General features: G+C 61.6%; 16 protein-coding genes. 6 read left to right on the forward strand and 10 right to left on the reverse strand.

The features are described 5' to 3' along the window. Positions 1-32: 32 nt before the first annotated feature. From HNQ65_RS26605 to HNQ65_RS24460, 4 genes are all read right to left on the reverse strand, one after another. Positions 33-2,042, reverse strand: a complete 2,010-nt coding sequence (locus HNQ65_RS26605; protein ID WP_221306282.1) for an alpha/beta hydrolase fold domain-containing protein — start codon at positions 2,040-2,042, stop codon at positions 33-35. An 84-nt stretch (positions 2,043-2,126) separates the two neighbouring features. Beyond that, positions 2,127-3,017 carry a hypothetical protein gene (locus HNQ65_RS24450; protein ID WP_184344070.1) on the reverse strand — a complete coding sequence of 297 codons (891 nt, stop codon included), beginning with the start codon at positions 3,015-3,017 and terminating at the stop codon, positions 2,127-2,129. Between the two features lie 61 nt (positions 3,018-3,078). Next, on the reverse strand, positions 3,079-3,360 hold the full coding sequence (locus HNQ65_RS24455; RefSeq protein ID WP_184344072.1) for a hypothetical protein: 282 nt from the start codon (positions 3,358-3,360) through the stop codon (positions 3,079-3,081). 177 nt (positions 3,361-3,537) lie between these two features. Next, a complete protein-coding gene (locus HNQ65_RS24460; RefSeq protein WP_184344074.1) occupies positions 3,538-4,878 on the reverse strand; it encodes a tetratricopeptide repeat protein in 1,341 nt (446 codons plus the stop codon). 4 nt (positions 4,879-4,882) lie between these two features. Between HNQ65_RS24460 and HNQ65_RS24465 the strand changes: the two genes are divergently transcribed. After that, the gene (locus tag HNQ65_RS24465; protein WP_184344076.1) at positions 4,883-5,248 is read left to right on the forward strand and encodes a hypothetical protein; all 366 of its coding nucleotides are present in this window, start codon (positions 4,883-4,885) and stop codon (positions 5,246-5,248) included. Between the two features lie 195 nt (positions 5,249-5,443). Here HNQ65_RS24465 and HNQ65_RS24470 read toward each other — a convergent pair whose 3' ends face one another. The 5 genes from HNQ65_RS24470 to HNQ65_RS24490 form a co-directional block, all read right to left on the reverse strand. After that, a complete protein-coding gene (locus HNQ65_RS24470; RefSeq protein WP_184344078.1) occupies positions 5,444-6,292 on the reverse strand; it encodes an amidohydrolase family protein in 849 nt (282 codons plus the stop codon). Between the two features lie 23 nt (positions 6,293-6,315). After that, a complete protein-coding gene (locus HNQ65_RS24475) occupies positions 6,316-7,209 on the reverse strand; it encodes an endonuclease/exonuclease/phosphatase family protein (protein ID WP_184344080.1) in 894 nt (297 codons plus the stop codon). After that, positions 7,206-8,117, reverse strand: a complete 912-nt coding sequence (locus HNQ65_RS24480) for a dihydrodipicolinate synthase family protein (protein ID WP_184344082.1) — start codon at positions 8,115-8,117, stop codon at positions 7,206-7,208. The genes HNQ65_RS24475 and HNQ65_RS24480 overlap by 4 nt, the downstream gene beginning before the upstream one ends. Before the next feature lie 16 nt (positions 8,118-8,133). Beyond that, on the reverse strand, positions 8,134-8,913 hold the full coding sequence (locus tag HNQ65_RS24485) for an SDR family NAD(P)-dependent oxidoreductase (RefSeq protein WP_184344085.1): 780 nt from the start codon (positions 8,911-8,913) through the stop codon (positions 8,134-8,136). Between the two features lie 68 nt (positions 8,914-8,981). Next, entirely contained in the window at positions 8,982-11,534 is a 2,553-nt protein-coding gene (locus HNQ65_RS24490) for a WD40/YVTN/BNR-like repeat-containing protein (protein ID WP_184344087.1), read from the reverse strand. A 207-nt stretch (positions 11,535-11,741) separates the two neighbouring features. Between HNQ65_RS24490 and HNQ65_RS24495 the strand changes: the two genes are divergently transcribed. Next, a complete protein-coding gene (locus tag HNQ65_RS24495) occupies positions 11,742-13,124 on the forward strand; it encodes a neutral/alkaline non-lysosomal ceramidase N-terminal domain-containing protein (protein ID WP_184344089.1) in 1,383 nt (460 codons plus the stop codon). On the opposite strand, the gene HNQ65_RS24500 is transcribed toward HNQ65_RS24495, so the two are convergent. Continuing rightward, positions 13,125-14,105 (reverse strand): DUF3500 domain-containing protein, encoded by a 981-nt coding sequence (locus tag HNQ65_RS24500; RefSeq protein WP_184344091.1) that lies wholly within the window; start codon positions 14,103-14,105, stop codon positions 13,125-13,127. It lies immediately after the preceding gene. Between the two features lie 211 nt (positions 14,106-14,316). Between HNQ65_RS24500 and HNQ65_RS24505 the strand changes: the two genes are divergently transcribed. From HNQ65_RS24505 to HNQ65_RS24520, 4 genes are all read left to right on the forward strand, one after another. Beyond that, complete coding sequence (locus HNQ65_RS24505; RefSeq protein ID WP_184344093.1) at positions 14,317-15,573, forward strand: NAD(P)/FAD-dependent oxidoreductase; 1,257 nt, start codon at positions 14,317-14,319, stop codon at positions 15,571-15,573. A 105-nt stretch (positions 15,574-15,678) separates the two neighbouring features. Further along, entirely contained in the window at positions 15,679-20,487 is a 4,809-nt protein-coding gene (locus HNQ65_RS24510) for a PKD domain-containing protein (RefSeq protein ID WP_221306283.1), read from the forward strand. Positions 20,488-20,554: 67 nt separating this feature from the next. Continuing rightward, complete coding sequence (locus HNQ65_RS24515) at positions 20,555-21,160, forward strand: SHD1 domain-containing protein (protein WP_184344097.1); 606 nt, start codon at positions 20,555-20,557, stop codon at positions 21,158-21,160. Continuing rightward, entirely contained in the window at positions 21,160-21,870 is a 711-nt protein-coding gene (locus HNQ65_RS24520; protein ID WP_281382150.1) for a response regulator, read from the forward strand. Before HNQ65_RS24515 ends, HNQ65_RS24520 begins: the two co-directional genes overlap by 1 nt. Positions 21,871-22,269 lie beyond the last annotated feature (399 nt).

Below are 22,269 nucleotides of genomic sequence, written 5' to 3' on the forward strand. Positions count from 1 at the left end.
GTGAAATATCAACGCACGCCAAGGTCCCAAACTCACTGCGGAATTCCCGAGGCGGCAGGCGAGGGCTGCTTCGAGCGGTGTTCCTGAATGAACTTCAGCACCAGGGGGAAGGCGGGCTCAGGCATGCCGCCATGGCTGAAGCCAGCGAGCTCATGAAATGTCACGTCCTTGTGGCCGACGAGTTTGAGCATGCGCCAAAAGTACGCGTTCTCTTCATAGCGGCCCATCATCTCCTTCTCACGGTCGCCGGTGACGAGCAGGATGGGCGCGGCATCTTTACGGATGTGATAGAGCGGCGCCATGTCATCCACCAGAGGCTGGAGCTCTGCGATGCCGCGTTCGTCGCGGATGGCAAAGTGGGTGATGACCTGCGGGCTGAGCGGGATCAATCCGGCGATGCGGCTGGCGTCGATGTCATGAGCTGCGAGCCACTTGCGATCGAGCCCTGTCATGAGCGAGAGATAGGCTCCGGCCGAGTGGCCGCCAACGAAAATCTGATCCGCTGAGCCACCGAAGTCGGGGATGTGCTTGAACGTCCACGCGATGGCCGCCGCAGCGTCCTCAATGTAGGCGGGGGCTTTGACACCGGGACTGAGGCGATAGTTCACCGCCACCACGGCGATGCCTTGATTACGCAACTGCAAGGGGATGAAGCGTTCGCCTGCGGTAAGACCGCCGCCGTGAAACCACACGAGCGTAGGAAAGGATTTCTGCTTTGCAGGGGCATACACGTCCAGACGGCAGCGCTGGTTCATTGCAGGGGTGATGTCCTTTTCCTCCCGATACAGCAGCTCGGTGTGCAGGCGGTAGTTTTCATCCGCCTCGTCAGGTGTGTCGGAGAAGCGGGCCGGTTGCTGTCCCAGCGCGTCCCGGACTCCGGCCAGCACGGCCTCGGCTTCGGTGCCTTTGGCTTCAAACAGAAATGCTGCGGCTTGGTTCAGCTCTTTGCCGAGCTTCGCATTTCTGCTGCTGCGCTTGCGGAGCTGATAGAGCATCACGGGCAGGCGCAGATCGGCCGCGCTGCATTTCGGTGCAGCACTGCGCTGCTGCAGCATCTCCAGGTAGCGGTAGCCCAGATTATGCGTGGGCTCGATGACGGTGCCCTCGCCATAGTCATTCCAGGTGGCCACCTGGATGAGCGCTGCGCCGCTCTTCTGTGCCATGTCCAATGACTCCGCCAAGGTCTGCCCGGAACGCGGGGCGATGCTGCCGTAGCTCTCGTGCACGCCGGCCTGCTTGTAGATGTCTTTAAATCCCGGAAAGGCGCTGGCGATGATCGCTTCACCGGCTGTGCCGCGCGCATACAGCGCCTCCAGCTCCGCGTGCCACTTTTCGGTGGAGATCGCCTTGCCTCCGCTCACCGGCGGCCAGCCGTAGCTGCCGTCCATACCGTGCGTCTTGGAGAGATGTGGCAGGCCGAAGAGCATGGGCTTGGAAGGCAGCGCGGCACGCAGCTGGTCCCACTGCGCCTGCTTGAAATGCTGCGGCCCAAAGACAAGCAGCACGGGGCGGCCGTCCTGCTTCACATAGGAGGCATCATGGAACCAATGCTTCTCGGCCCACTGCAAATCCTGCAGGCCCTGCTTCACATCGTCGCCGGGCTTCAGCTTCATCTGCCCGATAGCCTGGTCCTCATAGCAGATGGCAAAACGCAGGCCCGCCTTTTTCAGCCAGGGGATGAGCATGAGCGTGTGCTCATGGTTCACGGCGTAGTCGTTGTGCGTGCTCGTGCCGTACCAGTCGATGATGACACCGTCGAGACCGGCCAGCTTCATGAGCAGCACCTGGCACTCCAGCGCCTCATCGTCGCCCGAGTCATACAGACCGATCAGCGGGTAGTCATGCGAGGCGGCCTCGCGCTTGCCATCCCACTTCCGCTGCTCGGGGTGGTAGTGGCCCATGGTCCAGTGCCAGCCCCAGCTGCCGCTCACCTGCTGGGTGGCATACCAGGGCATGTAATGCGCGAGCATGAGCTTCTCCGGCTCCGCGGCCTGGCTGACACATGCGACGAAACAGAAAAGAAGGAGACGGAGGGATGGCATGCGGAGGGGTGGGCTGGGACGCCATGTAACCCCGCAGGTCCGCGGCTTTCAATCAGAAGCACGCAGGCGCGGCGGAATATCGGCTCACTTCACCGTGCGCAGAGCGGCGGCCAGGTTGCGTGCGCCGGCCTCCCACTGCTCTGGCGTGGCGCTGCCAAAGGCGGTGACCATTCGCCAGGTGCCGGTGAATCCGGCGGGCACGGTCTTTCCCTCAAAGCACTTCAGATAGTACTTCCGGTAGGTGGGCGGCACGTTCCAGATGGTGGAGATGTGTCCGCCCTGCTCAGGGGCCTGCAGCAGGCGGCACACGGCGTACTGGCCGCTCTGCGGCTCGTATACGGCCATCCAGTCCACGCGCTGGTTGATGTAGAATTTCCTCGCCACCTCCGCGTCGTCGCGGAGCGGGCCGGAGATGGTAGTTTCTGGCACATCATCGCTGCCGGCCAGGAAGGCGCTCACGGTGGGGCGCCACGCATGCATGAAGTGGTACACCAGCTTCAGCGGCACGGCCTCGTCCGTATGCACGGTGGTGGTCTCATACAGGCGGTGATCCTTGATCTCGGTGATGTTGGTGAGATCAAAGGCGCGGATGCGGGAGTGGCGCTCCAGACGGAACGAGGTGCCCTTCAGCTCCGTCGTGGGTGCCTCCACGCGCTGGTCATCCAGGTAAAAGGCGAGCGATTGCAGCTTTTCGGGCTCGTTTTCCAGATGCGCGGTTCCGATGAAGCCGACGTCTGGAAAGGAGAAGACAGTGCCGTAGGCACTGCTCTCCGTGGTCATGGCGCTGCCGCGAAAATCAATGCGCCCGGGCGTCCACTGCGAAGCCTGGCGGAGCAGCAGCGTTACGTCACCGCAGCTCACCGTGATGCGCGGGAGAGCTGGGCCGAGATTGGGCTTGAAGGGCTCTTTGGCGGAGGCCGAAGCCATGAGCGCCAGGCCTGCTGCCAGGGAGAGAATGCGTGAACGAGAAAACATGCGCCAGACAGTACGCCGGAAGGGCCGGCCTTTTGTGCCAAACAGCTGCTCTGGCCCCATGTCACCGGCGGAAGTTTTTGAGAAAATAGAAGATCAGCCACACCTGCGCAAAACCCACGGCGATGAGCAGCAGGCCCAGCTCCACGGCATTGTCCTCCTGTGGCACAGCGAGCCGCAGGATGAAGGCCAGCAATATGAGACCTGCCAAGGACAGCACACTGCCGATAAAAGGACTGGCGCTGGCTTCCTGCTCCGGCTGTGGAATGTGTTCTGTGAGTGGCGCAGATTCCGCTTCCGCAGGTGATTCGCCCGTTCTCGTAAAGTCGATGGGTGGTTCGCTCATGGTAATGCGCGGCTAACGGGCTGTTGATCAACCGGCGGCATCATGGCGGGGAGCCACCCACACCGAAGCTGCCGCACGGAGGATTTTTGGATAAACGCTGGCTGGGGACTGAAACTTCCACGCAACCCAAGATCAGATAAACATGCAAAGGGCGGCGTCAGGGTGTGGCTCTGCGTGTTACTTCGGCTGAACGGGTATGGGTGGCGGCTTGGGGGCTGAATTCGGCACTGGCTGCCACGCCTCGACAAGTCGTGTGGCCTCAATGATCTGCTCACGCGTCATGGTGGACTCCAGCGTGGTTCCATGCACCTCGGCTATTTCGTGCCCCTGTGCGGCAGCAAGCCGGCACCACTTCAGCGCCTCCACTAGCTGAAGCTCCACACCCTGTCCCCGCTCATACTGGAGGCTCAGGGCAAACTGTCCTGCCGCGTCTCCTTTATCAGCAGCGGCTCGGAAGAGCCTGATGGCCTCCTCCAGATTCTGATCTACTCCGGTGCCCTTCAGATAGCAGCCACCCAGCGCCACCTGCGCCGGTGAAAAGTCCTGGTCTGCAGCCTTGCGGAAAAGGAGGGCCGCCTCGGCGAGGTTTTGCTCCACGCCGGTGCCTTCAAAATAAGCTGCCCCCAGCTTCATCTGAGCATCCGCGTCTCCCAGGTCCGCCGCTTTACGAAACCACTTCAGCGCTTCCGCTTCGTTGCGCTCCACTCCAGCGCCCAGCATGTAGCTCACGCCCATTTCCACCAACGCTGGCGCGTAGTCCTGCTCCGCCGCCTTGCGCAGCCAGATCAGGGATTTTTTAGCATCCATCTCCACTCCTGCCCCCAAGGAAAGCGCAAGTCCCAGACGCATCTGAGAATCGGCGTCGCCACTCTCTGCCGCCTTACGCGTCCATTTAACCGACTCCTTGAGATCCTGCGGAACGCGCTGGCCTTGGGCCAGGGTTGTGGAAAGTATCTTTTGAGAGTTCAGGTCGCCCTTCTCAGCTGCCATGCGGAACCAGCGCATGGCTTCCATGGCATCCTGTGACACGCCCGTTCCCTCAAAATAGGCCATGCCCATCTCCAGCTGTGAGTCAGAGTCGCCAAGCTCAGCCGCCTGGCGAAACCAGCGCAAACCTTCGCGTTCATCTTTTGCCACTCCTGAGCCCAGGCTGTAGCAGGCACCCAGGTGCTTCATGGCAGCCACGTTTTTTTGCTCCGCCGCCTTGCGCAGCCATTTTACTGCAGCCTCAGGATCCTGCGGCATGCCCTGCCCCAGCAGATGGCACATGCCCAGCTCGCGCTGCGCGCCGGCATGGCCCTGCTCTGCGGCTTCGAGAAACCATTTGGCCGCCTCTGCTGCATCTTCGGTCACTCCATTGCCTTTCATGTAGCGGATGCCAAGAGTGTATTGAGCCTCAGCCTCGCCCTTTTCAGCCTTGGCAATGGTCTCTTTCAGGCTTTCCTTGGCAGCAGTTCTGGGCTTTTCCTTTGCGGCAGCCTCATTTTCGGTCTTCTTCGCGGAGGCTTCTGTAGGCATCTCTTTGGCAGCAGCAGGTTTGGGGGACTCGCCGGGGGGGGGATTCTTTGCGGCGGAGTCTTTTGAAGACTCTTGGGTTGCAGTGCTTTTTGGTGTCTCCTGTGCAAAGCTGTGGTTTGAGGCCCCTTTCTTGGCGCTGTCTTTGGATGGATTTTTATTCGCGGTGCTTTTCGGTTTTTTGCCGGAGGTGCTATTTTTCGAGGTCGTTTTCTTGGCGCTGTCCTTGGCAGAACTTTTGGGCGCAGCGCCTTTGGAAGTCTCGCTGGCTGCTTTGTTTTTCTCAGTTTCTTTTGCATGCAGTCCAGCTGCCCCCATCAGCAGGAACGCTGTGAACAGGGGAGTCATCATTTTCATGATCCAGGAAAGCTGAGCCATATTTCGCAAGCAGAGGTGTGAATCCGAGTGCTTTTTAGTGGGGCTGCAAGCTTCCTCCACCGGTTTTTGATTCAAATCTCCATAGGTCATGAATGAGCGCGCACTGAAAGACGCACCTGCAGCCTCCGTGACAGGTGCCGGACAGTGCTAGGGGTTGTGAGTGCTGGTAGAAGCGTCTGCTACGCCTGCTTCAGCGATCCAGCCCCAGGAGGTGGAGGCTGTCGCGGTAGATCATGGCTTCGATTTGGTTCACATCCAAGCGTGGGAGCTTGGTGCCTTCGAGCATGTCGTTGAGCTGGCGGATGCCGTCGATGGAAGCCTTCACCGTGGTGAACGGGAAGTCGGTGCCGAAGAGGAGCTTGTGCCAGACGCCGTACTCCTGGGCGAGCATGAGAGAGTTATATAGCTGCCAAGGGCGGTAGTGCAGCGCGCTGACATCGGCATAGACATTGGCATGCTTGCGGATGGTGACGAGGCATTCGCCCTCATAGGGATGACCGAGATGGGCGAGGATGATTTTTAATTCCGGGTGCTTCAAGGCCACGGGCTCGATGAGGCGGGGCAGGGTGCATGCCAGCGGCGCCTGGGCGATGAAGGTGGTGCCGGTGTGCAGCAGCACGGGCAGGCCGTTTTTTTCCGCATACTGCCAGAGGGGCTCCAGGCTCGGATCATCGGGGCTGAATCCGGCGTACATGGGCATGAGCTTGATGCCGCGCAGGCCCAGCTCTTGGTGGCCAAAGCGCATCTCGCGCTCCCAGTCTTCCTGCGTGGGATCAAGCGCAAGGAAGCCGATGAGCCGGGCGGGATCGTGCGCGATGTAGTCGGCGACCGTCTGGTCATCCACCCAGAGGCCGCTGAGCCTGGCCTTGCCGCCGAAGACGATGGTTCGGGTGTTTTCGGGAGCGCTGGCGCGGTAGGCGTCGTAGCTGGCGCTGATGTCCACCTTCACGCCGGGACGTGCGCGACCAGCCTGCTGGATAAAGTCGTCTGAAAAGTCTGCTGGGAAGTTCCAGGCGTGGGAGTGGACGTCGATGATCATGGCGGGATGATGGGTGGGACAAATCAGGGGCGCTTGTGCAGCTCGACTTCAATCCAGCGTGCGGCGTGATCGCTCCAGGGAACCTTGAGATCGCTCTGGAGGAAGCCTTTCACTTTGCCGTAGCCAAGTACGTGCCACTGCCAGGCATCGCCGCTGCCGAAGATGTGGTCGATGGCGGCTTTGTCAGGCGTGAGGAGATTCCAGCCGCCTGCTTCGGCCAGCGGCACGAGCACGTCGTTGTCAGGCTTGTTGTTCCAGTCGCCCAGCCAGAGGGCGGGTGCGCCGGTTTCTTTGACGCGTTTGGCCCAGGGGATGAGCTGGCGGCCCTGGGAGAGTTGAGTGGCATGATACTGCCCCTGATAACGCGCGTGCATGTGGGTGTTGGCGAGATAGAGCAGCGTGCCGTCCGGAAGCTGCAGGGTCGAAAGGGAAAGGCCCTTGCCCGCCCACCAGTCGCCATGATGCACTGCTTCGGGGCGGCCGCCATCGGCGTAGCGGATGAAGCCGTCTGACTCGATGGGATAGCGGCTGACCAGCAGCAGCCCGCTGCCGACGAGGCCGCTGGGGAAATAACGCGCATACGGCAGGCCGGTTTCCCGCAGGGCTGAGGCGAGCAGTTCGCGGTCTGCCTGGACAAATACCTCCTGAAAACCGACGATGTCCGGTTTCATCTTCACGATCTCCCTCGCAATGACCTGCATGCGTTCGGCACGGCGGGGTGTCTTCCAGAGTATGCCCCAGAGATTCCAGGTGACGACGCGCAGGCGCTGCGGCTGGTAGCTGGATGGAGGTGTGACTCTGCTGAAGGTGGTGGGTTCTGGTATGGCGGTGTGGCATACGTTCCAGAACATCACCGCCGCGAGAACGAGCGGTGAGCCAAGCAGGATGATGCCGAGGCGCTTGAGCCAGCGTTTCATGATGCAGCCGCGATCATGCGGTCAAACTGGCGGTCCACTTCGCGCCTGGTTTCATCGTCGAGTTTGAAGCCCACGGGGCCGCGGACGAGGGTGTTTTTGAAGATGCCCTGGCGGACAAGGAGATGCTTTTCCACAGCGAGAAAGCCGTCGAGGCTGGTCTGCATGGAGATGAGGGCGGAGAGGGGGCCATGGATGCGGTCGGCTTTTTCGGTGTCTCCTGCGGTGAGCGCCTTCCACAGCGGAACGAGGCCGCGAATGAGATCTGCGCCGGGCATGGTGCCCACGACGCCACGCTTGAAAGAATCCACGAGGGCGATGCCGCCGGTGCCTTCGAAGACGCGGGCGCGGCCCTGGGTGGCATCGCGGAGTTCGGAGAGCTTGGGGCCGATGGGCGAGGCCTCGGGCTTGTACTGCACACGTTCGGGGCCGAACTCATCGAGCAGCCGCGCCTGCATGGCGATGGGCATGGGCTTGCCCACATAGCCGCTGGCGTCCTGAACGATGACGGGAATCTGGATGGCTGTGATGATGCGGGTGTAGTAGGCAAGTAACTCGCTCTCGCCGATGCCGATGGAGACGGGCGGGATGGCCATGACGGCATCGGCACCGACGCTCTCGGCGTGCTTTGCATAACGCTCGGCGGTCTTGGAGGATTCTGCACCCACGCTGATGACGACGGCTCCGCGTGCTTTGCCAAAGCGGCATGCGGCGGCGGCGAGCTGCTCGCGCTCCTCGCTGTCGAGGCGGAGGGTTTCGGAGACCATGGCCATGACGATGCCGTGGGAGCCGCAGTCATAGAGCCAGGAGATCTCGCGCTCGAGCGTTTCGAGGTCGAGGGTTTCATCGGCATGCCACGGGGTTTGGAAGACGGGCAGGACGCCGTGGAGTGGGTGTTTGGGGGAGGTCATATCGCGTTGAGAGGGTTCACCACAGCAGCTTGCCGCCGTCGATGACGAGAACACTGCCGGTCATGTAGCTGCTGGCATCGCTGGCAAGGTAGAGTGCCAGCGGGCCGATCTCCTCGGGGCTGCCCCAGCGGCCCATGGGGATGCTGGTGGCCACTTCGCCTTCAAACTCGGGGCGCTCACCGATCCAGCGTTTGTTGGCATCGGTGAGGAAGGGGCCGGGGGCGATGGCGTTGACGGTGATGCCGTGCATGGCCCAGTCGGCGGCGACGGCTTTGGTAAACATGGTGAGAGCGCCTTTGGAGGTTTCGTAGCTGCGGCCGCGCATGGCCTTGCCCGGCCAGAGGGCATTGATGGAGGCGATGTTGATGATGCGGCCCCACTGGCGCGGGATCATGGCGCCACCGATGCGCTTGGTGAGGATGAAGGCCTGGGTGAGATTCAGATCGAGAATGCGCTGCCAGTCCTCCAGCGCGAGGTCTTCAGTGGGTGTGTTGATGCGACGGCCGCCGACGTTGTTGATGAGGATGTCGATGGGGGTGTGATCGCGGAGCAATGTGTCGCAGAGGCGTTCGGCTTCCTCGGGCTTCGAGAGATCGGCCTGGAGTGCGGAGGCGTGGATATTGGCACCGCGCAGTTCTTCGCAGGCTTTGTGTAAATGCTCGGCATTTGAGCCTGAGATGATGACCTCAGCTCCGGCTTCACCCAGGGCACGTGCCATTTCCAGGCCGAGGCCGCGGGAGCCACCGGTGATGAGTGCACGGCGGCCGGTGAGATTGAAGCGATCCAATACAGACATGAAAACAGATCGGCACGGTGAAGGAACTCTTTCAAGAGTTCATGTCACCCACGATTCTGGCACCACTCTTATTGTCTGATTTTGTACAGGCCGACACCGCCAGCCCAAAGTTCGCCGGCAGCTGGATTGAAGCGCAGGACGAGCGGTTTCACATATGGGATGCCGCCAGTGATGTCCTGCCAGGTGGTGCCGCCATCTGTGGTTTTATAGATGGCGCCGTCGGGCATATTGCCCCAGCTCACGGCCGAGACCCACATCGTTTGAGGGTCTGTCGGATGCGTTTCAATTCCCACGATGGCACGTTTGCTGGCAAGATGGGTGAGCTGCGTCCAAGTGCGGCCTTGGTCGGAGCTGTGCCAGAGCTGCTGCCCCCCGCAGTAGAGTGTGCCGTCTGCATGAGAGTGCAGGTTCCAGATAAAGCTTTCATCTTTAAAGACGTGCTCCCAGGTCGAGCCCCCATCCTGGCTGCGGTGCACGCCGCCATTGGCGCCGCAGGCTCCCCAAAACAAGCGGCCTGAGTTCGTGGGATCCACCACGAGCCCATAGAACATGCGGCGGCTGGCAGGCTGCTGCGGCAGATGCGACCACGTGATGCCGCCATCCTGTGATTTGAAAAGACCGCCGCCGTTCCTGCCCTCGACGGCGTCTCCGTCAATGCCGAGATAGATGTTTTGCGGATTCTTGGGGTCCACGGCAAGTGCACGCGGATGCCCCTGGCCCCACATGGTGTTGGGCCGGATGGTGTAGCTGGGCAGGCCGGTGGTGATGGGTTGGAAAGTAGCGCCGCCATCCTCGCTTCGAATCACACAAGTCGGCACCTTGTACCAGGGTGTTGCGGTGCTGAGAATGCGCGTGGCTCCGTTGATCTCGTCAATTGAGACGCGCCAGTCATGCCCGCTGACACCAGGCGTGTGCCTGACCGGCCAGAGCTGACGCCAGATGGCGCCGCCGTCCTCTGACATAAGGGTGCCTTCATCCATGACGGTGACGTAGGTTCTGCCATGGAGAAACCGGATGTCAGTGATGCATGAGATGTCCGCTCCCGCAGAGCGCTCAGTCCAGGTGGCGCCGCCGTCAGTGCTGAGACAGGGACGCCAGTTCGCCGCGATGAAGATCTCCTTCGGGTTATGCGGGCTGATGGAAAGATTGCGCGGTGCGCTCAGGCTGGCCGTGCCGCCGTTGAAACCGTCGAGTGTGGGATTGGTCTTGGTGTCCGTTCGCAGCTTGTTCACCCGCACCCAGGATGCCCCCGCATCGTGCGAGGCGTAGTAGGAGCCATTCCAGTCCACCGCGCCGATGGCATGCACATCGTTCGGATTCGCCGGGCTCACGGCCATCTCCAGCATCTCGCTGTTGTTGAGGATGCCTTTGGAAATCTTCGTCCAGTGTTTGCCGCCGTCGGTGGACTTCATGAGGCCGTTCTTAAAGAACGCGCCATACATCACATCAGCATTGGCCGGATCAAAAGTGGCATGTGCTGCCTTTGATGGGGTGGGCAGGTGCTTCCATGTCCTGCCTGCATCGTGGCTGAGGAGCAGGCCCGAGTCATCCGTGGCAGCAACCACAAGGGATGAGTCGGTGCTGGCGATGGCCACACTGTGCACCGGCCCGGCGGGCGGAGCTCCTGCGCGGACGCTGCCAAAGGTCTGCATCGTCTGATCCGCCTTGAAGTCACGGATGGTGATCTCGCCGCCGCTGCCGTGCTTGAAAAAGAAACGGCCAAAATGCACGACGTATGCCTCTGTGGGCAGTGCGCCGGAGCAGGAGAAATCCAGCCGGTTCACCTGAGCCCAGTCTTTGTCCGTAAATGCCGTGCCAGCAGCCTCGGGATGTTTTTTCACGAAGTCGGCATCCGGTGCGAAGTCGGAGGCTTTCATCACCACATCGTGCATCTCAGTCGTCTGAAAGGACTGGATCAGATTTGGGCTTCGAAAGGCCTGGCCGGAGGATGTCTTCAGGATGAGAAAGCAGTCCTTGGGCATCACACCCTCGCCCCTCATCGTCAAGCCGATGCCCTGAATGCCTTCGGCGCCTGGCGGGGCCGCCACGGACAGTGCGAAATCGCCAAAGTAGTCTCCGGTGACCTTGCCATACTGAATGCGCAGCGAACCATCGGCTGCTCCGGCGGCTTTTTTCTCATACGAGACAGCCCACGTTTCGCCGCCGTCCGTGCTCTTGTAGATTTTGCCGCCGGGGCTTGCTGCATAGACCACCTTGCCATCGCGCGGATCCACTGCAATGCATCGGATGCTGAGCTTCCGTTCACCGGTGATGCGCAGCTCCTTTCTTCCTGTATGCGGCAGCGTGCGCCAGTGCCCGCCGCCATCCACACTTTTGGAGAGGCCTTCCTCCGTGGCCGCATAGACCACCTCGGGCTCTCTCGCACTCACGGCCATCGCATACACCGCATAGGAGGCAATGCCGTTGTTGATGACATGCCAGTGCCTGCCGTTGTCCTCAGTTTTGTACACTCCGTTGACGTCACCTCCCATGTAAATGACACCTTCGCGTCCTGGGTGATGAACGGTCGCATAGTAAAAGCCTCCGCCACCCCATCCGGCCTGCTGCCAGGTGGCGGCGGGTTCTGCTCCGGACAACGCAGCCACTGTCATGCAAAGCATGGCTGAGAAGCAAGCAATCGATAAACGGAAGGGAGATAGGACAAGAAACATGCAGAGGATGATGAGTGAAGCGACGAACAGGGTCGCGGCTTTAACACCGTGATTTCAGATAGTCGCGAATATTTGCGTCCAGTGCTGGCATCGAAAGCGCCTGCTCTCAAACGCCGATCTGGGCCAAGAAGTGAGCACGGACAGCGTATGACTGAGATGAACCGCCTTCTTCTCGCCTGCTGCTTCCTGGTTGTTTCTCAAATCCATGCCGGTGACTTCCGCGTGGGTGCCGCGCAGGTGGACATCACGCCCAAGAACGGCACGCCGCTGGGTGGGTACTACAAGTTCCGTGGTTCGGAGGGTGTGCTGGATCCGCTGTATGCGAAGACGATGGTGTTTGAAAAAGATGGAACGCATGCGGTGATCGTGGTGCTGGATCTCTCGGGCACGGTGCGGCCGCTGGTGGCGGAAATGCGGAAGGTCATCCAGGAGCAGTGTGGCATCGAGGGAGATCATGTGCTCATCTCCGGCACGCACACGCATTCCGGGCCGCAGCAGCCGCGTGGCTCGCTGATGGATGACATCACCAAGGTGAACTCCCCTGCCGGAGTGTCCTACATCAGCGCGCTGCCCGGGCTCGTGGCGCAGTCGGTGAAGGAGGCAAAGGCGAAGCTGACGCCTGCGAAGGCCTCGGTTGCCGTGGGAAAAGAGGATGGCATCAGCTTCAACCGCCGCGTGCTGCGGGAGGGGGTGAAGGAGGCCATCTGGCAGCCGCAGAAGCTCAATCCTGCCACAGACAAGCCGGCGGGACCGATCGATCCCGATGTGGGCGTGGTGGCCTTTCATGGCGCAGGTGCAGATGCCGCGCCGCTGGCCTCGTTTCTGAACTTCGCCATGCATCCCACGTCCGTGGGCGGCGGCACGAAGATCTCGGCGGATTATCCCGGCGTGTTCACACGGCTGATCACCGAGCGCCACGGCCTGGGCATGATTTCCGTTTTCGCCAACGGCTGCTGCGGCAACATCAACCACGGCGACTACATCACTGGCAAACGCCGCAGCACACTGGAGCTGGGCACCGCGCTTGCGGATGCCGCCGATGCCGCGTGGTCCAAACTGCAGCCGACCACGGCCTACGCACCGCGCGTGCGCTCGGAACAGGTGACGCTGCAGCGCCGCAGCTACACGCCGGAGCAGATCGCCAAGGCGAAGGACATGGCGGCCAACATGTTCACGAAGAACTACGGCACCGTGCCGATGGCGGAGACAGTGTGCATTTTGGAGACGGAGGAGAAGAAGGAGAAAAATATCCCGCTGCTGGCCGAGGTGCAGGTCATCGCGCTGAGCGATGATCTCGCCATCGTGGCGCTGCCCGGAGAGATCTTTGTGGAGCTGGGGCTGGCGTTGAAGAAGGCGTCTCCATTTAAAACCACGCTCATCGCCGAGCTGGCAAATGGCAGCATCGGCTACATCCCCAACCGCGACGCCTACCCGCAGGGCAACTATGAAGTGGTCAGCGCCCGCAACGAGGCGGGCAGCGGCGAGAAGCTGGTGGAGGTGGCGCTGAGGCTGCTGAGTGAGGTGAAGAAGGGGAAGTAATCACACACCCTTCGGCTCCCGGATATGCGCCCAGCAGTGGACGTGGGGGTCGCCACGGAAGAACCAGACCATGTTGGGGCCTTCGATCTGCCAGACGTCCCAGACGCCGTCTTTGCCGACGTCCTGGTTTTTGAAGAAGGCCATGTGCAGGTTGTCGAAGCCGCCGGCCTCGATGTATTTCATGGACTCCTCGCGCTCGGACTGGCGGAAGGGTTTCAGCAGATCGGCGAGGACTTTTTTGACGAGGTCTTTCTGGTCGGCGCTGAGATCGCCGACGGAGATGCCTTCGAGGCCCTTGATCTTGCCGGAGAGCTTGACGGTGTCGCTGCCGTCTTCGTCGCGGGATTCGCCGAGGAGGGCGGTCTCGCGCTGCTTGCCATCGAGGGCCTGGAAGACCTCATTGGCACGCTGGGCTTGGTACCAGTAGGCGTTGCCGGGGTGGGTGGGCTTTTCATTGAAGCCCTGGGCGGCGTGGCCGTAGAAGATGGGGCCGCCGAAGGCCGCGCCTTTCTCGCTGTCGCCATCGCAGCGGCGGGTGCAGTGGCGGCCGGTGAGGACGAACTCGAACTGATTGGTGCCGGGCTGGCCAAAGATGGCGATGGAGGCGCTGCCAAAGCCGCCGTCTCCTTTGTTGTCCTGGTCAAACTGACGCCAGACTTCGGATTTGTACTCGTCGCTGTGGAGCTTGTCAAAGATCTGGCGCACGAGGTCCTGTTGGTCGGGCTTCAGCACGTCGCGGATTTTCTGCGGGGTGATGTGCCAGTTGTTGTCCACCTTGAGGCGGCGGGGATCGCTCCAGGCAAAGCAGAGGGCCTTGCGCTGGGCCTCGTCCATGCTGCCGTAGAGCTGCTGGACGAGGGTTTCGGAGGTGGCGGGGGAGCTGGCGCCGAAGGCGGAGCCGAGCAGGCCTGCAGCGGCGGCCTGCGCGCTGCGGGAGAGAAAGTCACGGCGGCTGGCCGAAGGAATGAGGGGCGTGTTCATGGCTGGTTTGTATCAAACGGGGGCTGGAGAGGAAAGTTTTGTTTTGGCGCGCAACAGCCTATCGCCAATCGGCATCAAAACGATGCCAAAGGAGTATGGACGGCATGGGAAGAGGCATCGTAGTACTGGACTGAAACCCCTGAAAACCAGCAGTTCTGGCTGGTGTTTGGAGGTGACTTTTTGCCAACCCAGTCAAAATTTCCAACATCTCATGAACACCGAATACGAAGTCCTCATCATCGGCGGCGGCCCGGCCGGCACCAGCACTGCGGCCATCCTGGCGGAGTATGGCCACAAGGTTCTCGTGATCGAGCGGGAGAAATTTCCCCGTTACCATGTGGGCGAGTCGCTGATCCCCTTCACCTTTGGCCCGCTGCACCGCCTGGGGCTGATCCCGACGATGAAGAAGTCACACTTCATGAAGAAGTTCAGCGTGAGCTTTGTGCAGCCGGACGGCCGCCGTTCCCAGCCCTTTTATTTTTACAACCGCTATGACCGCGACACCGTGGCGCAGACCTGGCAGGTGATGCGTTCGGAGTTTGACCACATGCTGATGGACCACGCACGCGGCCGGGGTGCCGAGGTGCGCGAAGAGACGACGGTGACGCAGCTTCTCAAAGACGACAACGGCAAGGTCATCGGCGTGGCCGTGAAGAACAAGGATGGCAGCACGGAGCACCTGCTGGCCAAGCTGGTGATCGACGCCTCCGGCAAGGAGGCCTTTGCCTCAGTGCGTGAAGGCTGGCGCGTGGGAGACCCCTACCTGAACAAGGTGGCGGTGTGGACGTATTACAAGGGATCAAAGCGTGAAGAGGGGATCGATGAAGGTGCGACGACGATCGCGTTCGTGCCGGACAAAGGCTGGTTCTGGCACATCCCCATGCACAATGACATGGTTAGCGTGGGCGTGGTGGCCGAGGGCAAGTATCTCAGCCGTGATGGCGTGCGCGATCCGAAGGCGATGTTTGAGCGCGAGATCGGCGAGAACCAGTGGATCAAAGACCACCTCTCCGCCGGGAGCAGCACGGGGGAATACTGGATCACGAGCGAGTACTCCCGACATTCCAAGTACGGTGCAGCTCCGGGCCTGCTGCTGGTGGGAGATGCCTTTGCGTTTCTGGACCCCGTCTTCAGCAGCGGCGTGATGCTGGCGCTGAAGAGCGGCGTGCTGGCGGGAGACGCGGTGCACGCAGCGCTGGAGGCCAGGGACCTCTCGCCGCAGCGCTTCAGCGAGTACTCAGAGCTGATGCGCCAGGGCATCGACAACATGCGCAAGCTCGTCTATGCCTTCTACGATCCAAATTTCTCCTTCAAGGACGTGGTGATGAAGTATCCCGATGCCGGAGATGAGATCACCGACTGCCTTTCCGGAGACGTGAACAAGGACTACTCCTCCCTGTGGAAGAAGATCCGCGAGTTTGCGCCGATTCCAGATGGGCTGCCGTATGGTGTGCCGATGGCGGCGTGAGCACCCTGCACGCAACGAATAACGCATGAGACTGATTCTCAGACCCTGAAGGTTCCTGATGGGGTTTGAGAATTGCGCGAATTGGAGGATTTTCCCTCCATGCCCATGCACCGAACGTTCCTGCCTCGCCGTGTTTTGAGGACACTGGCGATCACGCTGCCCCTTGTTGTTCTGGTTTTAGTCGTCCTGGTTTCGTTGCGCCAGGAGGGCTCGCCGACAGGATCGTCAGAAGCCAGCATGGCGACGACAGGATCTGGGCTGCAGCGTAGCGCGCTGCGGGGTAAGAATGTGAGCGATGATGCGCAGACGCAGGCTGTGTTTCAAACATGGCTCCAAGAAGCGCCACCAGCCGTTGCAGCCCAGGAGCGCGGACCATGGACCGCGCATGGCGTGGCGGCGGCGCAAGCGCGCAGGCAGCGCATGGCCCGGCTGATCCGTGAAAATCCGCAGCAGGCCATCGCCGAAGGCCTCAGCTTTGCTCAATGGGCAGCACTTCCTGAGGAAGTGAAGCCGTGGGTGGAAAAGCCTTTCAGCGCAGTGGCCAGCTACGAGTACTACCCTGTGTGCACGCCGCCCGGCACCCAGCGCCCGGCTGGGACGCCTGACTATGTGGCAGCGGTGACTCTGGGCGACGGCCAGCGGCTGGAGGCGTTTGTTTACGGCCAGAACCTGGGCCTGATGAGCAAGAAAAGCCTGCCGGTGCAGGGGATCTCACTGGATGGCATGGCAGCGATCCGGGACGGTGCACTGCAGCGCGTGGACAGCAGCGAGCTGGGGCTTTTCACTCCTGGGCAGAGTGTGGCAGGGCGCAGTGCCGCAACCGGAGCACCAGTGGGGGCCGAAGCCGTGTATGCTGTGGCCGGCGGCAAGACGTACGCTTTTGCCAGCGGTACTGAACTGGCGGCGGTGACCACTGCGCTGGCGCGGCTGGATGCGCTGCCGGGAAAGGTGGCGGCCTCCTCGGTACTGGTGCTGCCGGACAGCACGGACCCGAACGGCCAGATCGATCTGAGCGCGGTGCAGACCTTTGCCACCGAGCAGGCCTCCACGTGGACGGAGACGAAGAAGACGCTCTTCCTGATCCGCGTGAACTTCACTGACAACACTGCCGAGCCCGTGACGCAGGCGGCGGCGGCCACGGAGATCAACGGTGCATCCAGCGCCATGATCAACGCCATGTCCTACGGCAAAACATGGGTGGAGGGAACCGTGAGCGCCAACTTGTACACGATGCCAAAAACGGCGGCCTATTACTCCAACAGCGGCAACGGGCTGAACAGCGAGCTGATCCGGGATGCCCGAAACACATTCCGCAACACGAAGAGCGGTGGAGATGCCGCCATCAACATCGGCCCGGTGGACACTACTGGAAACGGCGATGCTGGCGGCCTGGGCAACTACGACATCGTAGGCGTGTTTTTCAACAGCATCGGCATGGTGAGCGGCGGTGTTCTATACGCAGGTCTGGCAGGCGGGGGAAATCTCTGGGTGCAGAACGCGAACTACACCAGCCTCTACACCCACGAGTGGGGCCACAACTATGGCCTGGGGCATGCGAGCTTTTGGCAGACCAGCGACGGGTCTGTGACAGGCACCGGCAGCAGTGTGGAGTATGGTGACCCGTTTGACGTCATGGGCAGCGGCCCGGCGCCGCAGGGGCACTACCACCCGCAGGGAAAATCGAAGCTGAACTGGCTGACCAGCAGCCAGTGGGTGGATGCCACGGCTACGGGCTCCGGCACCTACCGAATCTACCGGGAGGACAGCAGCGCCACCACCGGAGCCTTGCGAGGTTTGCGTGTGACAAAGGTGGCTACCGCAGGCAGTGAGGAGTACTACTGGATCGGCTACAAGCCCGCCTTCACCAGCAATGTACATCTCCAACGCGGAGCTTACCTGAACTGGCAGCAAGCCGGGCAGACACGCTGCTGGCTGCTGGACACCACTCCCGCCACCAGTGGAGACACCTCGGACGCGCCAGTGGATCTCGGGCGCACATACGCTGATGCGACTGCGGGCGTGTACATCACACCGGTAGCGGTGGGCGGTTCTGGTGCGGACAGCTATCTGGATGTGACGGTGAACGTGGGCTCCTTTCCGGGCAATGCAGCGCCGACCGCCGGGAGCATCAGCGGACCCAGCACCGTGGCGGCACGCAGCAGCGCCACCTTTACCATCAGCGCGAATGATTCCAACGGAGACACGCTGGCCTATTCCTGGAATGCCTTTGACGGCACGGTGAACGACAACGCCTCCAGTCACACGCACACCTGGACGGTGGGCGGCACCTACAACCTGACTGTGACGGTGAGCGATATGAAAGGCGGCACCGTCAGCGTGAGCAAAACTGTGACCGTGACCGACCCGATCGACACGTGGACGCAATACAGCATCGGCACCACGCAGAACCTGCAGGACATCGTGTGGGGGAAGGGCCGCTTTGTCACGGCCGAGTACTGGGGCAGCGTCTTTAACAGCTGGGACGGGACCACGTGGTCCGGTGTCGGAGTGCCGCCCAACTTTGACAGCCAGCCACGCCTTGCGTTTGGGAACAATCTTTTCGTCATGGCGGGCAAAATTGTGAACGCCACAGCGGCGCAGATCTGCTGGTCATCCGACGGGCGTATCTGGAATCAGGCCACCTTTCCCAATGGCGTTCCGCAGGTACGGGAGGTGGCGTATGGCGGTGGACAGTTCATCGCAGTGGCGGACAGCGGCGTGGTGCTGCGCTCGAACGACGGCAAGACCTGGTCTCTGACCACGGTGGGAACGAGTCCCAATTTCCGGCATGTGGCTTATGATGGCAGCACCTGGATCGCCGTGGCGATGAATGCAGCGCAGTCCCGGCCTGAAGTCGTGTGGACTTCTCTCAACGGAAGCACCTGGACACAGGGCAGCGCATTGGGAGTGGACACCTTCCGCGTGATCGGGGCCGGTGGTGTCATGTATGCGCTGGGCTGGTATGCAGGTGTGATGTATTCCGCGGACCACGGCATCACCTGGCAGAATGCGGCGCTGCCAGGCACGACACGGTGGACGACATACAACATGGCCATCAGCGATGACGGCGCTTTCTTTGTCACCGCCAAAGCCATGGATGAGTCCGGCACACCTTACGCGCTGCTGGTTTCCACCGATGGCACACACTGGTCGCGCACGACGGTGAATGGGGGTAACACGGCGGTGGGTGGTGCCAATGCTCTGGCCTTTGGTTTTGGCAGATTCATCACGGTGGAAAACAGCGGTGTCACACGTGCCTGCGCGGCTTTTCATCCCACAAATTCCGCTCCTGCCGTCTCGTTTCTCTCGCATCCATCCACAGGGATCGCACGGCAGCTGGTGGACTTCAGCGCCTCCGCGTCCGATGCCGAAAACGACGCTCTCGTCTATGCCTGGGACTTGGGCTCCCAACTGGCCATCCAGGACGGCGCAGAGACAACACCGGCCTTTGCCTTTGGTGGCAGCTACACGCTGACCCTGCGAGTGAGCGACGGTCGTGGGGGGCTCTCCACGCTGACGCAGACGATCAATGTGTCTGATCCAGTGAGCAGCTTTACGCAACGGACCAGCGGCACGACGAACAGCCTGAACACGCTGGCCACCAATGGATCCATCGTGGTGGCGGCAGGGGACGGTGGTGTCATTCGCACCTCCACGGACGGCATCACCTGGACGACACGCAGCGTCACTGAATATGCGACAAACATGTATTTCTACGGGGCGACGTGGGACGGTGCCAAATTCATTCTTGTTGGAGAGGATTACAATTTCAGCGTCTCTGCTTGGGTGAGCCTGGTGTACACCTCGGCGGATGGCATCACGTGGACGCAGCGCTATCGCGGCACTACGAGCAGCAAGCAGCTCTATGCAGTGGCCAGCAGCGGCTCGCGCACGGTCGCAGTGGGGAACAACGGGGCGGTGCTAGTTTCCAACGACGGCATCAGCTGGAGCACAGGCACGGTGAATGGCATCACCACGCAGACGCTCGATGGCATCGCGTGGAATGGCAGCGTGTTTGCATTCACGGGATATGCAGGGTCCAATGGCGGCACAGTGGTCTTCACCTCCAGCGATGGAGGCAGCTGGATCGACCGTTCGACCGGTGCTGGCGTGGCCAGCTGGCAGGACCTGCGAACGATTGCATGGCTGAACGACCGCTTTGTGGCCAGCGGCTGGTATTCCTCCCTGCGGAGCTCCACGGATGGTGCACAGACTTTCACCACCACACGGTCAGTGCGCGAAGAGAACCCCGCCATGGCGTATGGAGACGGCATTTACTTCACCGCCGGTGTGAACCTCGACTCCAGCAGCGCCGATGTGGATGTTCTCTCCCTCGATGGCACGAACTGGTATTCCTTCACCGCGCCCACCACGAGCGACCGCAATGCAGCGGTGTTTTTCAAGCACACCTTCATCACCGCCGGGGCGGGCGGCAGCATCTGGCAGAGCGGAGACACCACGCCGGCGCAGACTTTTGCCAGCTGGCAGACGACCAATTTTCCTGGTGGCGGGGCAGCGTCGCTTTCCACTGCTGATGCAGATGCCGACGGCGTGGCCAATCTCATTGAATATGCCCTGGGACGCGATCCAAAGATCGCCGCAGGCAGCAACGGTGCCGCAGGAACGGGTTATGCCGTGGTGCTGAGCAGCCGTGCGTGGTTGCATCTGGATGTGCCGGAACCCGCCGTGGGCGATGCGGTTTACACGGTGCAGGGCAGCGCATCGCCAGGCGGGACCTGGACTGACCTGGCCAAGAAAGCAGGCCCTGGTGCATGGACATGGCAGGTGGGTGGCACATCACGAATCAATCTCGGCACGGCTTCCGGCGGACGCCTGCCGGTGGAGATCGGCATGCCGGACAGCGCCAGCGGCCAGCCGCGCTACTTCCTGCGCCTGCAGGTCACCAAGCCTTGAGCAGGGTAAGATTAAGAGATTTTCATTATCTCCGCCTGCGGCGAAGGGCATGCTTCGTGGCATCGTCATGAAAACTCCGGCCCTGCTCACCTGCCTGATACTGTGCGCTCTTTCGACACTGCAAGCCCGCACGTGGACGGAGGCGCAGACGGGGCGGACGCTGGAGGCGGAGTTTGTCAAAGCGCTGGGAGACACGGTGGTCGTGCGTGGTGCCAACGGCTCCACCCTGCAGCTCCCGCTGGCACGCCTGAGCGAAGCTGACCAGGCGTTTGTGAAAGAACATGCCGCAGCCGCCAAGCCTGCGGAAAAAGAGTCTGGCAAGGAGGATGTGAAGAAGGCGCTGCTCGGCACCTGGGAGGGCTACATGGCGGACAGCGACGGCTCACGCCATGGCGACATCCGTCTGGTGATCACGGAGGACAAGATCACCGCCTCAAACCCGCAGGGCGACCGTGAAATGGGAGCGGGCACCTACAAAATTGCGGGCCGGAAAATCGACGCCACAGGCACGGAAGGGCAGTTCTCGGGGAAAAAGTACGAGGGCATTTTTGATCTTGAAGGCAAAACCTTGAAGTGGTGCTCTGCCAACGACAACCCGAACTCCACCCGGCCCACCAAACTGCAAACCAATCCGCAGGGCGGACAGTTTCTAATGGTGCTGCAGAAGAAATAATGAGTTTCACGAACGGCATCGCCGCGTTTGTTGCTTTTATGCGCCTGCTTGTCGTCGAAGATGAAACCAAGGTGGCCCGCTTTATCGAGCGCGGGCTGCGCGAGGAGGGCTTTACCGTGGAGACAGCGGGTGATGGCGATTCTGGACTGGCGAAGGCGCGTGAGGGGACGTTTGACCTCATCATCCTCGACGTCATGCTGCCGCAGCGGGATGGATTCTCGGTGCTGCGGGCACTGCGGAGTGTGGGCGTGTGCACCCGGGTGCTGATGCTCACGGCGCGCGACGGCGTGGTGGACCGCGTGCAGGGGCTGGACCTTGGTGCGGATGATTATCTGGTGAAACCCTTCGCCTTTGCGGAGTTGCTGGCGCGGGTGCGCGCCCTGCTGCGGCGGAGCCTCACCGAAGAGCAGGCGCTGCTGCATGCGGCAGACGTGCAGGTGGACCTGCGCGCACGGCGCGTGACGCGCGGGGGCAAGCTGGTGACGCTGTCCTCCAAGGAGTTTGGCGTGCTGGCGCACCTGCTGCGGCGGGCGGGCAGCGTGGTGACGCGCAGCGAGCTGGCGGAAACGGTTTGGGAAGACCTGCCCAACACGCCCAGCAACGTGATCGAGGTCACTGTGTATCACCTGCGTGAGAAGATTGACCGCGGCTTCTCCCCGGCGCTGATCCAAACCGTGCGCGGCGCGGGCTACCTGCTGCAGAAGACATGAAATCTCTCCGCGCCAGATTGTTCGTGGGGTTCACCGCGCTGCTGGCTGCGGCGCTGGTGATGTTTGGTGTCGTCGTATGGCTGGCGGCGCGGGAGGCGATGACAAATGATGTGGATGATTTTCTGCGCTCCAAGGCCACCCTGCTGGGGCGGCTGGTGACCCCTGGCAGGCTGCGGATGGAGCCGTGGATCGAGCAGGAGCTGCAGGTGCAGGAGCGGCATTTCATGCTCCAGGTGTTTGCGGCGGACGGCAGTTTTGCAGGGAAGTCGAGCAATCTGGCCGCCGTGCTGCCGCTGAGTGATGAAGCCCGGCGCTCGGAGCATCCTGCCGGGAATGCGGTGATCGAAACGCTGCCATTGAACGGGCGTGCCTATCGCGTGGCCACGCATCCGCGTCGAG

The organism is Prosthecobacter vanneervenii (genome assembly GCF_014203095.1).
GTDB lineage: Bacteria > Verrucomicrobiota > Verrucomicrobiia > Verrucomicrobiales > Verrucomicrobiaceae > Prosthecobacter > Prosthecobacter vanneervenii.